At 39.4% G+C, this 13,082-nt stretch carries 18 protein-coding genes; 10 read left to right on the top strand and 8 right to left on the bottom strand.

Going from position 1 to position 13,082, the window contains the following annotated elements; all coding sequences use genetic code 11:
* Nucleotides 1-152 precede the first annotated feature (152 nt).
* The 3 genes from POF52_RS14015 to POF52_RS14005 form a co-directional block, all read right to left on the bottom strand.
* Nucleotides 153-1,232, bottom strand: a complete 1,080-nt coding sequence (locus tag POF52_RS14015) for a PrsW family intramembrane metalloprotease (protein ID WP_271993188.1) — start codon at nt 1,230-1,232, stop codon at nt 153-155.
* A 276-nt stretch (nt 1,233-1,508) separates the two neighbouring features.
* Nucleotides 1,509-1,757, bottom strand: a complete 249-nt coding sequence (locus tag POF52_RS14010; protein WP_271993187.1) for a hypothetical protein — start codon at nt 1,755-1,757, stop codon at nt 1,509-1,511.
* 22 nt (nt 1,758-1,779) lie between these two features.
* Nucleotides 1,780-2,394 carry an NAD(P)-dependent oxidoreductase gene (locus tag POF52_RS14005; protein WP_034650603.1) on the bottom strand — a complete coding sequence of 205 codons (615 nt, stop codon included), beginning with the start codon at nt 2,392-2,394 and terminating at the stop codon, nt 1,780-1,782.
* 266 nt (nt 2,395-2,660) lie between these two features.
* On the opposite strand from POF52_RS14005, the gene POF52_RS14000 reads away from it, so the two are divergent.
* Both POF52_RS14000 and POF52_RS13995 read left to right on the top strand, forming a co-directional pair.
* Complete coding sequence (locus tag POF52_RS14000) at nt 2,661-2,837, top strand: hypothetical protein (protein WP_016764823.1); 177 nt, start codon at nt 2,661-2,663, stop codon at nt 2,835-2,837.
* 92 nt (nt 2,838-2,929) lie between these two features.
* Entirely contained in the window at nt 2,930-4,417 is a 1,488-nt protein-coding gene (locus POF52_RS13995) for a hypothetical protein (RefSeq protein ID WP_176584223.1), read from the top strand.
* Nucleotides 4,418-4,654: 237 nt separating this feature from the next.
* Here POF52_RS13995 and POF52_RS13990 read toward each other — a convergent pair whose 3' ends face one another.
* On the bottom strand, nt 4,655-5,377 hold the full coding sequence (locus POF52_RS13990) for a DUF421 domain-containing protein (RefSeq protein ID WP_228459510.1): 723 nt from the start codon (nt 5,375-5,377) through the stop codon (nt 4,655-4,657).
* Nucleotides 5,378-5,703: 326 nt separating this feature from the next.
* Here POF52_RS13990 and cspD point away from each other — a divergent pair, with 326 nt between their 5' ends.
* Together cspD and POF52_RS13980 are read left to right on the top strand one after the other, a co-directional pair.
* Nucleotides 5,704-5,901, top strand: a complete 198-nt coding sequence (cspD, locus tag POF52_RS13985) for a cold-shock protein CspD (protein ID WP_013057877.1) — start codon at nt 5,704-5,706, stop codon at nt 5,899-5,901.
* Nucleotides 5,902-6,143: 242 nt separating this feature from the next.
* Entirely contained in the window at nt 6,144-7,721 is a 1,578-nt protein-coding gene (locus POF52_RS13980; protein WP_016764821.1) for a peptide chain release factor 3, read from the top strand.
* Between the two features lie 97 nt (nt 7,722-7,818).
* On the opposite strand, the gene POF52_RS13975 is transcribed toward POF52_RS13980, so the two are convergent.
* Nucleotides 7,819-8,145, bottom strand: a complete 327-nt coding sequence (locus POF52_RS13975; RefSeq protein ID WP_013057875.1) for a DMT family transporter — start codon at nt 8,143-8,145, stop codon at nt 7,819-7,821.
* Nucleotides 8,142-8,675 (bottom strand): TetR/AcrR family transcriptional regulator, encoded by a 534-nt coding sequence (locus tag POF52_RS13970; protein WP_013083934.1) that lies wholly within the window; start codon nt 8,673-8,675, stop codon nt 8,142-8,144. Before POF52_RS13970 ends, POF52_RS13975 begins: the two co-directional genes overlap by 4 nt.
* 228 nt (nt 8,676-8,903) lie before the next feature.
* Here POF52_RS13970 and POF52_RS13965 point away from each other — a divergent pair, with 228 nt between their 5' ends.
* Entirely contained in the window at nt 8,904-9,479 is a 576-nt protein-coding gene (locus POF52_RS13965) for a poly-gamma-glutamate hydrolase family protein (protein ID WP_271993186.1), read from the top strand.
* On the opposite strand, the gene POF52_RS13960 is transcribed toward POF52_RS13965, so the two are convergent.
* Nucleotides 9,430-9,984, bottom strand: coding sequence for an HAD-IIIA family hydrolase (locus POF52_RS13960; RefSeq protein WP_271993185.1), 555 nt, complete (start codon nt 9,982-9,984; stop codon nt 9,430-9,432). The genes POF52_RS13965 and POF52_RS13960 overlap by 50 nt on opposite strands.
* Nucleotides 9,985-10,132: 148 nt before the next feature.
* Between POF52_RS13960 and POF52_RS13955 the strand changes: the two genes are divergently transcribed.
* Nucleotides 10,133-11,455: an AlbA family DNA-binding domain-containing protein gene (locus POF52_RS13955; protein WP_074895029.1), complete on the top strand. Its 1,323-nt coding sequence runs from the start codon at nt 10,133-10,135 to the stop codon at nt 11,453-11,455.
* Nucleotides 11,456-11,611: 156 nt separating this feature from the next.
* Complete coding sequence (locus POF52_RS13950; RefSeq protein WP_255323386.1) at nt 11,612-11,740, top strand: hypothetical protein; 129 nt, start codon at nt 11,612-11,614, stop codon at nt 11,738-11,740.
* A gap of 56 nt (nt 11,741-11,796) precedes the next feature.
* On the opposite strand, the gene POF52_RS13945 is transcribed toward POF52_RS13950, so the two are convergent.
* Entirely contained in the window at nt 11,797-12,240 is a 444-nt protein-coding gene (locus POF52_RS13945) for a hypothetical protein (protein ID WP_271993184.1), read from the bottom strand.
* A gap of 118 nt (nt 12,241-12,358) precedes the next feature.
* Here POF52_RS13945 and POF52_RS13940 point away from each other — a divergent pair, with 118 nt between their 5' ends.
* The 3 genes from POF52_RS13940 to POF52_RS13930 are packed head-to-tail and all read left to right on the top strand — an operon-like array spanning nt 12,359 to nt 12,998.
* Complete coding sequence (locus POF52_RS13940; RefSeq protein ID WP_013057868.1) at nt 12,359-12,577, top strand: DUF1659 domain-containing protein; 219 nt, start codon at nt 12,359-12,361, stop codon at nt 12,575-12,577.
* A 15-nt stretch (nt 12,578-12,592) separates the two neighbouring features.
* Entirely contained in the window at nt 12,593-12,805 is a 213-nt protein-coding gene (locus POF52_RS13935; RefSeq protein ID WP_034650620.1) for a DUF2922 domain-containing protein, read from the top strand.
* 55 nt (nt 12,806-12,860) lie between these two features.
* Complete coding sequence (locus tag POF52_RS13930; protein WP_013057866.1) at nt 12,861-12,998, top strand: YvrJ family protein; 138 nt, start codon at nt 12,861-12,863, stop codon at nt 12,996-12,998.
* Nucleotides 12,999-13,082 lie beyond the last annotated feature (84 nt).

Raw genomic sequence — 13,082 nt, 5'->3', positions numbered from 1 at the left:
CACCAAGTCACCCTTTCATGTTATTGAATTTATCATACCATGTACAGGTAGTTTGAATACTTTTTTTTACAATTTGTAACAACAATTTTCAAAATGAAACATAAAGGTAATAAAAAGTTAAAACGAGCAGCTTAACGCAAGCTGAAGACTTCCTAGGAGGGGGTAGGTTTTTCTTTGCAGTAGGTCAACTCCAACTTTTTATCTGCGATTTCTTTTAGCCCAATACGAATCATACTGAATACTAAAATCCATAATATAATCGTTAAAATTGTATGTCCAGCGGGCAAAATACCTAGTATAGGTGAGTCCCAAAGAGCGTGCATAAAAACGACAAGCAAAAATACACCGAGAAATTTTGGTTTTATCAACATGCTCCACTGAAATTTCTTATTTCCTTGGACGATGCAGACGGCAGCTCCAGTCAAGGCAGCCCAAGCTACATGTCCTCCGGGAGCAAAAATGCTGCGCCAAAGTATTGTAGAATAAAGCATGTGAAAGCTCCCGGAAAGAAGTGCCCGTAAAGCATAGCCAGCGGTTTCAAAAGCAGCAAAACCAGCTCCTATTGCAGCTCCCAAGAGGAGTCCGTTAAGGATATATCTATATTTAAGATTGCGCACAAAATAAATAACCGCGATAACTTTAGCCAGTTCCTCGCATATTCCAATCATGATCACGTTTGTGTTATTTCCAAGAATATCATAAAACACAAGTGCTAATAAAAGTGAAAGGATTCCGCCAATAAAAACGACATACACAATTTTGTAAATAGCAATATTCTGCGGAGCGTTCATTTCCCAAAAGAAAATAAGCGTAGTAAATGGCACTGCAAAAGCACCGACTACAATAAGGCCGGGTATGAAGTTGATGTTTTCGAACAAGCTTACGCCTAGATATAGCCCTAAGTATGCGACAAGCGCAATAAGAAAGACTCTTGCAAAAAGCCAAGGCTTTGGCCATGTATTTACAACTTCTTCTATTTTAGGAGTCGTAAGCCCTGTTCCTACAATAAAAAGCCGTTCAGCTTCCATTTCACTGTGTTGTCGGAAGACTCGAGAGAATATATTTCGAAATTTAGGTTCAACCGAACGTTCATTTCTTGGGATTTTATCAACACGATGGGCAAACAAGTAGAATATGCTGTAGTTTTCGTTGTGGTCCACGATTTCATGGCCGCAATTTAAGCAGAATTTTACCCCTTCCGGATTAGAATAAGCGCAATGGGGGCATTTCATTTATCTTCCTCCTTTTTCTAGATACAAATCGTTTGACGCTTGTCTTATGACATCTTCTACATCTATTATGTGAACTGATGAAAAAAGCATAAGAGGGTTTGATAGGTAATTTGCTTAAATAATGGAATGGTATGTATATAAAAGACAGAAGCTATTGCTAAGAGAGAACTCATGAAACCAAAAAAAGGCTGCGTCATAAGCCGAACATTCGACTTACAGCACAGCCCTTTATATGATTGAAAATGTGGATTTAAGCCTGTTTTCTTTACAATGCTACTACGCAATAAAAAAGCTTCCTGAAATAAAAACGATGACACCAATGACCATCATTAATGTTTCGCGGTCTTTTTTTCCTGGTTTTTTATTAGCAGGAAGCAGCGATTTTGAAAGAGGCTTGGCAAAAATAATAACAAGCATGCAAACAGCAGCAAAGATGCCAAGTGTTACCTGAAAATTACCTTCAATAAAGACGCATGCCATTAAAAGTACAAGACTTATTTTTAGAAAAAATTTTGATAGGTTCACTATCAACACTCCTTTAGAACACTTAATACGAAAGACTTAGTGATTTTTTTATATGCCTGTTGTTTTCTACGGCTTGAAGAAGAAAATGAGCGACGTCAGAACGGCTGATGTTGCGTCCGTTTTCTGGTATGCTAGCTTCTCCTATACGGTAATACGTGGTTAATGGACCGCTCGTTAGACCCATTGGCCGAGCAACTGTCCAGTCGAGTCCGCTTACCTTCAAGAGCTTCACGGCTTCATGATGGTCGCGAAGCACATTTTTTAAAATACGCTGAGCAAGCCAGCCCGTCATGCCTGGAATTTCTCCGTCGATTCCGGCTGAAGCCGTGTAGGCGATACGCTGAATTCCGTTTTCGTTCATACATTGAATGAGCAGATTTGTCGTTTCTACTAAAAGGGTAGAATGCCCTAGATTTTCGGTTCCAAGACAAGAAATTACTGCATCACACCCTCGCATAGCCTGACACACTTCATAATAATCAAGCACGTCGCCTTGTATGATGTGTACGTTCGCATGCGTTAGCTTAAGCTTAGATGGATTTCGCACAAAAGCTTTTACATAATGTCCGTTTGTCACGGCTTGCTTGATCACTTCCTGTCCCGTTCTGCCGCTTGCGCCAATCAAAAAAATGTTCATACGATCAACCCTTTCGTTTCAATGTAGGTAGTAAAAACGAAATTTTCTTTTACCATAACACATTTTTCACGATTTAGCTTGTCAAAACATAAAAGCTGCTTACGAGATTCACCAAAGTAAGAGCTATCCTCTGTTCTTTTTTAAAACTTATGTCATAGACTGTCTAGAAAACAAAGAAATGTACGAACGGTTTATAAAGGTGTTTAATGCTATAGAAGAGAAAGGGTATTATAAGAATAAGGGACGAACAGAAGGGGCGATGCACGATGAAAAAATCGGTAAGCCGAGCACGTGTTATCATAGTACTAATAGGTTTTCCGCTCATCTTTCTTATTATGGCGCTTGTGACCGGTGAGTGGCGATATATGACTTGGACCATTCCGCCTGCGCTGATGTCATGTTGGACGGCACTTTTTGTATTAAGGAAACAAGAAGAAAGATAACAGGAAATTTGAACTATTGCATCGAATTTATAGAAAAAGTATAAAATGATAGAAAGCTATAGTAAGAAAATTTAATGAAGGACGGTGTGAAGATGAACGGACAACAGTTATTGTATGGGTTGCTTACGTCTAAAGGCGATATCCTGAGAGCTGCTTATGTGTTATGTGACCACCGCATTTATACGGAAATGTCAGCACAGTATCAGCAAACGGAGCATACGGATTTTCAAGCATCATTGGTAGAAGAAATGAAATTGCTTGAAAAACAGCCTGAAGTAGACATGCATCTGCATATTTTGCTTGAAATGGCGAAGTTTTTTGAACTTCCCGTTTCTCATGCTACAACAAATGGCGAGCTGTACGAGTTAAGCGATAACATTGGAAATTTGCTTGTATCTAAATACAATGAGCTGTTTTCAATTGCACGCTGTCATACGCTGGAAGACATAATGCGCCATCAAATCCGACTGTTCTTTCATCTAATTGATTCGCAATACATGATTGCTACAAATCGTCAGCAAGCTGTGTTTCAGCAGCAGCTGATGAATTGGATTGAACAGCTGCCCCCTATGTATCAGGAAAGAATGATTGATGCATTAGGAGAATATCAGCAGGAAGCACTTGTGAAACTGCTGCAGAAAAAAGGGACAATTGAACTGTACAAACAGCTTCCTCCGCACGCATACCCTGCTATTTCAGGCCTTATGGCAACCGTAATGAGTATCTTTATTCCCGTTAATTATCCGCCAGCACTGCTATTTAGTATGAATGCGCCGCTGTTTTTAATGGCGAGCTTTGAAAGTCATGAAATTATTGCAAAACGCAAAGAAGCTGGAACTTTTTTACCGCTGTTATTGGTAGTTGTTCAGCTGATGTGGACGTACAAGCTTGAGCATCAGGATGAGCTGTTGAATTATCAGTCTCTGCTGATCAAGTGGTCATCTGTACACACAGCGTATCAAGATTATATGAAAAAGAAAGAGCAGTCACTGTTTGACCGTGAACGGTTAGACAGCTTTATTTATAAAACAGAGCAGTATGTTAAGCAGCTCCGCGCTACGGAGAAAAAGACGGTGAAGCAAATTGAAACGCTCAAAACAGGCATTCGCCATCAGCTTGATGAAATGGAGCTCACATCGTTAAACGGAGGGCTTGTGCTTCAAAAAATGATTGAAGAGCATGAATCATTAAAACAAGATGTAGAAGAACTGCAGCGCAAGCTTTCGATTAAAGGTGACTTCTTCTCTAAAGTAAGACTGACGTTCCGTTCTGCAGAACGAGCCGTCAAAAGCAAAGTGAAAGAAGTAGAGCGTAAAAAAGTGCTTATGCAAATGACGGACTTTATTTTAGCAAATCGCTTGCCCGTATGCGTGGATATTCAAAATGAAATTTATGATTATCAAGACGAGCTGACGACGACTATTTTTCAAATTAATCAGCAGGTCGAGCTGCTTGAAGAAACAAAACAAAGCCGTCAGCTAGCCGATGCAAAAGTACGCCGCTATGATCAAGAAATAAAGCGATTTGAACGGAACTACTATGGCTTGAAAGAAGGAACCGTTGAAGAGATGGCCCAATGAAACTGGGACAAACATATTTTATCCGAACGAGTTTGATTCTCTATCAAGAATCAAACTCGTTCGGATTTTTTTATGGTGATCGTGAACATAGGTTTTATATATGTAGCTGCTTCTAGCTGTTGATAGGAAAGCAAAGCCCTGCACGGAAATTAACAGCGATGTCTCAAGCGATCCATACGAACTCATTCACTCCGTTTGTCTGTCTTTAGATTGGCGTAATTTAGTTATGTCTCAATCTTATTCTCTGTCTGTAGGAGCGGACAGCTGATCTTTATACTGATCTACATAGAGCATGCCGTTTGTTGACACAACTGCATACAGCACTTGGTTCAACTGAAGCTGACGATTTGAAAGCTCAAGGTTGATCCACTGTTCGGTATATTGAGATGTTAAGTTTTTATGAATAATTTCTCCGTCCATGATGAGTTCTACCGGTAAACTCATTTCTTTAAACGGCTTAGACAAAACGTCCTGTTTGGCAATGTTTTGATAAGCAGTTTTCTTTAATACTGACAGTTTTCCGCTTACTTCTAAAACAGCAAATTCTACTTCAGCAATGTTGAACGTTCCTAGTTCTCGTAAATGCTGATTCAAGTCGTCAATAGAATATTTGACTTTTTTCATATTTGCTTCAAGAAGCTTTCCTTTTTCCATAATAACCGTCGGGCGTCCTGTAATCCATTTTCGCAAGCGCCTGCTTTTTAGAGCTGTTGATGCTAAAAGAAAATGAATGGCTACAAGAAAAGCAAAAGAAGCGAACATCGGCAGAAATTTTAATTTTAAATCAAATCCCATATTTGCGATGAACGACCCAATAATGATGGACATCGCAAATGTAAAATGATTATTATGCGTGTTAATTTGTTTTCCAATCAAGAAAGTTGTAATGCTTAAGATAATGAAAGAAACAAAGGTTCTTAGAAGGGACATGAGAATGTCTTCCATAGGTTGTGATGTCACCTGCTTTCTCATAAATAGAAAGAGTATCTATCTCTATAGCGTTATCCATTTAAAGGATCGTTATACAAGAAAAACACCAAGAAGAAGTGCGGATAATGCGTTCACATTCGGCTGCTTAAAAAGGGGCGGAAAGGCTGTAGGTAAGGGATCAAAGCAAACAAAAAGAATGTGCAAATTCCTTTGAAATTTTTTGGAGGATTTGTTACAATAAAGGTGCTTATTTTTGTTCGGTAAGGATAGTTCGAAGTGTTCGTCTTGACTTATTGTAAGAGCAGGAATAGAGTAATACACAATGTGTGGATTGTCACACAAGGAGGAAAAGAGATATGTTACAAGGTAAAGTAAAATGGTTCAACGCTGAAAAAGGTTTCGGTTTCATCGAAGTAGAAGGACAAGACGATGTATTCGTTCATTTCTCTGCTATCCAAGGCGAAGGTTTCAAAACTTTAGAAGAAGGTCAAGAAGTTACATTTGAAATCGTTGAAGGCAACCGTGGACCACAAGCTGCTAACGTTCAAAAGTAATTTTTTTTATAAAGTTTAAGCCGATCAGCAGAACGTTTCTCTGGTCGTTCGTTAAACTAAACTGGGAGAAGGCCCCTTTTATAAAAGGGGTCTTTTCTTGTTCGCTTTTTCCACCTTGTTGACGATTTCTTTGATTTTGTAGAAGTATTCAAATATGAAAAAAACTAGTCACGCAGTATAAAAAAAGCGTATAATGAAATGATGAAAATAGGAATTGTAGAGCAGAAAGGATTTTAAAACGTATGAACAACCAACTTCAAGAAACGATGGTCGATTCACGTCGTACATTCGCCATTATTTCTCACCCGGATGCCGGGAAAACAACGTTAACAGAAAAAATGCTGTTACTGGGCGGAATGATTCGTTCAGCCGGAACGGTTAAAGGAAAAAAATCAGGCAAGTTTGCTACATCTGACTGGATGGAAATCGAAAAACAACGTGGAATTTCGGTTACATCAAGTGTTATGCAGTTTGAGTATAAAGATCACTTTATTAACATCTTGGATACACCAGGACACGAAGACTTCAGTGAGGATACGTATCGTACCTTAACGGCTGTAGACAGTGCCGTCATGGTTATTGACGGAACGAAAGGGATTGAAGCACAAACGCTTAAACTTTTTAAAGTTTGTCGTATGCGTGGTATTCCTATTCTAACATTTATCAATAAATTAGACCGTGAAGGAAAAGAGCCGCTTGAGCTGCTTGAAGAAATTGAAGATGTACTCGGTATTGAATCATACCCTGTAACGTGGCCAATTGGCATGGGGAAACGATTCCAAGGAACGTATGACCGTTTTTCAAAACAAATTGAAGTATACCAAGGAAACAAAGAGTCCTATTTTGCAGACTTTGACGGTGAAAATATCGACGATGAAATTAAAAAACACGTCGATGAAATGTATTTACCAGGCTTAGTGGATGATTTATCTTTATTAGACGAAGCAGGTAATGATTTTTCAATTGAAAAAGTAAAGCAAGGCCTATTAACACCTGTTTTCTTCGGAAGTGCGATTGCAAACTTTGGTGTACAGTCTTTCTTTAATTCATTTTTACAATTAACATCACCGCCGCAGCCTCGTGAATCAACGAATGGCACCGTTCAGCCTACGGATGAAAACTTCTCAGGTTTCATCTTTAAAATTCAGGCGAACATGAACCCCGCTCACCGCGACCGCATTGCGTTCGTACGCGTATGTTCAGGGAAATTCGAGCGTGGAATGAACGTGACGTTAGCAAGAACGAATCGTAAAATGAAGCTAGCGCAGTCTCATCAGTTCTTGGCATCAAGCCGTGAAACAGTAGACACAGCGTATCCAGGGGATATCATTGGCTTGTATGACTCGGGTACGTATCAGATTGGCGATACCATTGTAGGAGAGGGAAAAGTATTCGAATTTGATGCTCTTCCAAAGTTCCCGCCTGAACTGTTTGTAAAAGTTCGTGCGAAAAATGCAATGAAATCTAAGCACTTTGAAAAAGGGATTAATCAGCTTGTACAAGAAGGAGCCGTACAGCTTTACCGTACGCCGTTCTTTGGAGATTATATTTTAGGAGCAGTCGGTGAACTTCAGTTCCAAGTGTTTGAACACCGTATGAAAGGTGAGTACAACGTCGATCTTGAATTCACGCGCATGTCTCATAACATTGCAAAATGGGTAGACAAATCAACAATTGAAGATCGCATGCTAGATTCTCGCGTGATGCTAGTAGAAGATCGTGATAAACATGCCGTTCTTATGTTTGAAAACGATTTTGTATGGCGTTTGTTCCAGGACAAATATCCATCTGTTAAATTCCTAGACCCGTTTAATCTATAAAAGAGTATAAAAAAAGGAAAACGATACATACTACTTTCATAAGTAGACAGTCGATTTTCCTCCTTTGCTTAAGAGTCAGTATTTACTGGCTCTTTTTTTAGTGAGCCACTGATTTTAAATTTAAAAGAATGACTCCTGCAATGATTAATACGATGCCAAATACCATAGTGAGACTGCCGCTTTCTTTCCAAATAACTACGCCAATCACAGCTGTCACAGCGGTTCCTACACCAGACCAAATGGCATACGCAACGCTGAGTGGAATGTGCTGAAGCGATGTGGAAAGCGCATAGAAAGCAAGACCAAACCCTAATAAAACACCAAGACTAGGCCAAAATTTTGTAAATCCGTTTGATGCTTTTAACATAGATGTACCAAATAACTCTGAACTAATAGCAATCGCTAAAAATAAATAGGCTTTCATCGAAAACCCTCCTCTGTTAATTTCCGAAGTTGTTGTTGAATCTGTTTTTGCATGTCTGGATCCACGGGTGCGAGCCCAAACATTTGACTGAACCATAATCCGTCAGCTGCTAGGCGCACAATGGTAGCAAGGACTGGATCAATGTCGTCTTGTTCAATGTGCTGCTGCCACTTTTCGTATTGCTTTTGAAAGTGCTGCAGGAGTTCAGGGTTGGTTGCAATACCTGCAAGTAACCCCGCGCTCATCACTTGTTCACGCTGAAGGTCATGAAGCGTCTCAGCGAGATAAGCCCGGCTCCATTTGCCAGGAGAATTGTCACGTTCAACTTGTACGTTTAGTCCGTCATCATATTTCTTTGTGACTGAATACAGCATTTGCTTAATCAATTCATCTTTTGAAGAGAAGTGATACAACAAACCGCCTTTACTGACGCCGGCTTCTTTTGCTACTTTTTCAAGCGTCAAATTTCCAACGCCGTCACGCTGTACAACCTGCGTAGCTGCAAGCAATATATCATCAAATGTAGACACACGAATTTCCTCCTTTTTGATTTTCCCTAGAATACTTTACCGTCTGGACGGTTTGTTTGGCAATACTTTTATTTCGAATTTCAAAAAAAAATTTTGTGCACACTAAAATATAAAGTATAAAAACAAAAATAAACGAGTAAACAAAGGGTTAATACCTTTACTATATGAAGAAAAAGAAAAAATAAAGCCTGGGTATATGAAAGATAAAAGAAAGGTGTGAAGAAACCGATGAGGGATGTGTATCAAAGTTTTCAAGAACTATCACAGTGTGAACGAGCGGGAATTGATTACGAAATAGAATGTATCATTCGCCGGAGAGAAATTGTCGTGCTTGCTATTCACGGAGGAACGATGGAAATTGGGACAGAAGAAGTAGCAGAAAAAATAGCAGAAAAGCTGAACGCAACGGTGTACGTATTTAAAACGCTGAAAACAGAAAATCCGTTTGAATTGCATGTTACGTCTGCAAACTACGATGAAGAAATGGCGCGTCACCTCGTTAAAAAATCAGAGGTCACGATTTCTCTTCACGGTGCCTACAGCGACGTCTGCACGACTTATATCGGAGGAAGAGACGAAAAGTTAGAAAAAGCGGTGCGTCATGCACTCTCAGGTTTTCCGATCAGTGAAACGCCCGTGCATTTAAAAGGCGTTTCACCTCGAAATATCGCAAACGGCAATCAGCGGCATAAAGGACTACAGCTTGAAATAACCACTCCGCAGTATGAACAATTATTACAGGATAATCAGCTGTTTAACGAGTATGTGAATGCGGTAGTATCGGCTGTGAACTCAGTGATGTAAAGATAAATTCAACAGCTTCCTGTATATTGGCTGCAATAAAGGCTGCTTGTACGTCAGCCCATTTTTCCCGTACATGTAACGTGTCGTGCCCAGCTCCTGTTAACACTAAAATACATTGTGCTCCTGCTGCATGGGCCGCTACGAGGTCTTTCCACCGGTCGCCAATCACGATGCAGTTAGCCAAATTTAAGCTGTGCTCCTCGGCTGCTTTTAACAGCATGCCCGGCCTTGGTTTGCGGCACGAACAATTGTCTGAATCTTCATGAGGACAAAGGTAAACATCATCAAATCCAAAAGCTAAAAGCTCAGAGATAAAGTCTGATTTCTTTACCTTTCCTTTTGTAATATCGGGCTGATTCGTAAAAGAAAACAGCGGAATGTTTTGTTTCTTTATGTCTATAATCGCTTGCTTTACTTGGGGGAACAGCTGAAAATCACCTGGATATTGTATTTCATTACTGCCGCCAATCGTTCCGTCCCGGTCTAAAAATATTGCTTCAATCATATTCTTCACCTCTTTTTCTATCATAATATAAAACAGGATTAATTTGGTAAAAAATTTGTTTTTTGAAAAAAATCAAAGAAATATGACTGTCTTTTTACTTCTCATCATATGGATAAGTTAAATAGAAGTGGTGAGGAGGGGAAGACAAGTGAACGAAGAATCGTTTTATTCACCATTTATAAGCGAAGACGGAAAGAAAAAAACAATTGGAGAAATTGAGTTTTCAGATGTGCAGCGCATGATGGAAAAACATTTAGAAGAAGGCTATCAGCTTGAGTTCAAGCGCGAAGTAAGCTCAACGGTCAAACGGAAAATCCCAAATATCATCGCTTCGTTTGCCAATGAAAAAGGAGGGTGGCTTATTTTTGGCGTAGATGAAGACGACCATTCCATTAACCTGCTCGAGCGCAAAGAATATGAGCTGTTTATTAATAATATGCTTAAAGATGTCACCAATCCCATTCCTCGTATCGTTACGCGTTTTTTATCACCTGAAGATCACTCCGGGCAAGGTGTTTTTGTTATTTGGATTCCCGAAGGTCCGAACCCTCCGTACATGTCTTACGGGAAAATTTACAGAAGAATTGGAAGCGGCACATCTCCCGTTACGGAAATCGATGATCGCTATCATTTAGATCGACTCTATCAAAAATCCGAGGATCAAACGCAGCGAATAGAGGAATTTTGCACAAAAGAACTGTCTATCTATAACAGAAAATGGCCGATGCACGGGAAAAGCTATATTCATTACGGGATGTGTAATATGTACGTGCTGCCACTATATGATTTGCATTTAGTTGAACAAATGGAAGAAGAACGGTTAAAACAATATATTTTAAGCAAGTCTAGTGAGCCAAAATACTATCGTTTGGACGACGAGAGTACGGTGATGCTGCATACACCGTTTGTTAAAGCCTCTTATTCAGCGGAATCCATCATTTTTCGAAGCACAGATGTGATTGATGCGTATGATAAAACAATTGCGTGGGAGCAGTTTTATAACGGATCAGCTAAGTTTCATATTCCTATTCCGTACATGGAAGAATCAAAACAAATTCATGACGTATTAAAGTCAAGGATTTCAAGCTACATCGATGAGACGATTTTTGAGCAGTTTCAATATATAAACGGACCCTTTTTTCTCACATCTTTAATCAGCTGCATCGGCGGATACATTGATTGTATGATGGAATTAAAAGCAGAGCTAGAAGATATGATTATTGTGATTGACTTAGAGAACGTTCGAAACGATGTGCTTTACTTTCCGCATGAGCAATTTCAAACATTTCTAGAAGAAGAAGGGCTCGTCTTTTCAGATAAAAAGCAATATCGATTTAATCGATCATTTAAAACAACAAAATTAGGAGAGAATCTGGAGCTTCTTGCCTACGTTGATTATATCGTGACAGCGTTTGGCCTTTCAAAAAATCAGTCCATTGACTTTCTTAAACACTCATTAAATCAAGGATAAAATATACATTTTTTGACAATAACTAAAAAAATGACAAAAGTGAAAAAAAGTATGATAATATCTTTCGTAAGTAATGAGCAAGTAAAGAAGAGAAAGGGGACTCTTTTTTACGGATGCCGTTGCTAGGTAGGGTTAAACATAAGGGGAGAAAAGGCAATGAAAAAAGCGACATCCATACTTCTAATTGTCCTAGCACTGGCTGGGTTAGGAGGAGTATGCGCTGCTTATTACCATTTGGAGCAGCAAAAACAAACGGAAGAAATGAGTATGAACAGAAGTACATAACCGTAAGAAATGCATGAAAAAACCAGCCGATCGGCTGGTTTTTTTTGGGTTTCAAGTCATAGTAAGTAAAATAAAGATTTTGCTTGTTCAGTTTTTTTAAATAACTCCAATGAGGTATAGACGCAAAATAGAAAGCCAACGCTTGAAAAAACAAAAAACAAGCGGAGAAAAGGGCGTTTTCTTTGAATGCGAAAGTACGTAAAAACAACGAGTGAACATACAAGCAGTACGCTCATAGCAGCAAATCGAATCGCGAGGTCTGCTAAATCATCAACCGTACGCTGAAACAATTTTAGCGTTTCATCGTTCAAATCAGTCTCAGGAATGTTCGTTTTGTCTTGCTGATTTAACACCCCTACATCCCATTTTTCTCGACTATAACCATGAGAAACCGTGTAGTAAAACGGACCAAGCTTTTTTTCATCTGCACCGTCGTCAGCAAGTGCTGAAGCTGGGTGCATGAATGCTAGAACAAAAAATAAAAAGCTCCACTTTCTCATTACCAAAGCCTCTTTCTAACTCAGACTATCTCCCATTATAAACCAAAAATTTTTATGTTTCCATCATCCCTCTTTCCTATTTCCATTTCTATATATAAAGTGAAAGGGGGAATAAAAGATGGCAGAAAAAATTCAGCATTCAAGCCAGCTTCGCTTAGTATTAGAACAAGGAATAAAAGAGGATGGAAAACCCGATTTAAAGACAAAATCCTATATGAACATTCAGCCTGGAAGTTCTGCAGATGCACTCATTACAGCAAGTGAAACCATTGCCAGCCTGCAGTCACTGCCGCTTGTTGAAATCAACGAAGTTGTCACGTTTTCACTTTTAAAATAAGAAAAGAGGTAGAGTATGAAAACTTTAACGATGCAGTTTTTGAATGAGTCACAAAAAGCAGTAAGCCTATCGATTGAATCACCTAAAGATACGTTAGACGCGGCAGCCATTACAGCAGCAATGAACGCGCTGATCGCAAGCGATGTCTTTACTTCAAGCGGCGGAGCGCTCGTTTCCAGAAAAGGCGCTCAAATCGTCGAGCGAAATGTAACCGAATTTACGATTTAAAAATGAAAGTCCTTCCACTTCGGTGCGAAGGGCTTTTTTAAAAGGAGAGAGGAAGATGACAGAGTGGTTTACGCTTGTCTCAGACGTTGGTTTTCCCGTTGTGGTGACGCTTTATTTACTTCACCGAATTGAAGCCAAGCTCGATACAGTTGTGCTATCCATTCAGCATTTAACCGATGAAGTAAAAAAGTGATTATGACAATTGTAAGGCAGTTGTCATGGAAAAGTTGACGGATTTGACACCTCACACTACAATTGGTAGTGTGAGGTGTCGAAT

Origin of the sequence: Priestia sp. AB (genome assembly GCF_028369225.1) — a bacterium.
GTDB classification, from domain to species: domain Bacteria; phylum Bacillota; class Bacilli; order Bacillales; family Bacillaceae_H; genus Priestia; species Priestia megaterium.
The sequence above is the reverse complement of the archived record's forward strand: the minus strand, read 5'-3'. Positions and strand labels throughout refer to the sequence as shown.

Excerpts from the sequence above, each read along its gene's own strand:
- POF52_RS14005 (WP_034650603.1), bottom strand. The coding sequence starts at position 2,394 with ATGAACATTTTTTTGATTGGCGCAAGCGGCAGAACGGGACAGGAAGTG.
- POF52_RS13945 (WP_271993184.1), bottom strand. The coding sequence starts at position 12,240 with ATGAGAAAGTGGAGCTTTTTATTTTTTGTTCTAGCATTCATGCACCCA.
- POF52_RS13960 (WP_271993185.1), bottom strand. The coding sequence starts at position 9,984 with ATGATTGAAGCAATATTTTTAGACCGGGACGGAACGATTGGCGGCAGT.
- POF52_RS13950 (WP_255323386.1), top strand. The coding sequence starts at position 11,612 with ATGAAAAAAGCGACATCCATACTTCTAATTGTCCTAGCACTGGCTGGG.
- cspD (WP_013057877.1), top strand. The coding sequence starts at position 5,704 with ATGTTACAAGGTAAAGTAAAATGGTTCAACGCTGAAAAAGGTTTCGGT.
- POF52_RS13935 (WP_034650620.1), top strand. The coding sequence starts at position 12,593 with ATGAAAACTTTAACGATGCAGTTTTTGAATGAGTCACAAAAAGCAGTA.
- POF52_RS13940 (WP_013057868.1), top strand. The coding sequence starts at position 12,359 with ATGGCAGAAAAAATTCAGCATTCAAGCCAGCTTCGCTTAGTATTAGAA.
- POF52_RS14015 (WP_271993188.1), bottom strand. The coding sequence starts at position 1,232 with ATGAAATGCCCCCATTGCGCTTATTCTAATCCGGAAGGGGTAAAATTC.
- POF52_RS14000 (WP_016764823.1), top strand. The coding sequence starts at position 2,661 with ATGAAAAAATCGGTAAGCCGAGCACGTGTTATCATAGTACTAATAGGT.
- POF52_RS13965 (WP_271993186.1), top strand. The coding sequence starts at position 8,904 with ATGAGGGATGTGTATCAAAGTTTTCAAGAACTATCACAGTGTGAACGA.
- POF52_RS13995 (WP_176584223.1), top strand. The coding sequence starts at position 2,930 with ATGAACGGACAACAGTTATTGTATGGGTTGCTTACGTCTAAAGGCGAT.
- POF52_RS13975 (WP_013057875.1), bottom strand. The coding sequence starts at position 8,145 with ATGAAAGCCTATTTATTTTTAGCGATTGCTATTAGTTCAGAGTTATTT.
- POF52_RS13980 (WP_016764821.1), top strand. The coding sequence starts at position 6,144 with ATGAACAACCAACTTCAAGAAACGATGGTCGATTCACGTCGTACATTC.
- POF52_RS13930 (WP_013057866.1), top strand. The coding sequence starts at position 12,861 with ATGACAGAGTGGTTTACGCTTGTCTCAGACGTTGGTTTTCCCGTTGTG.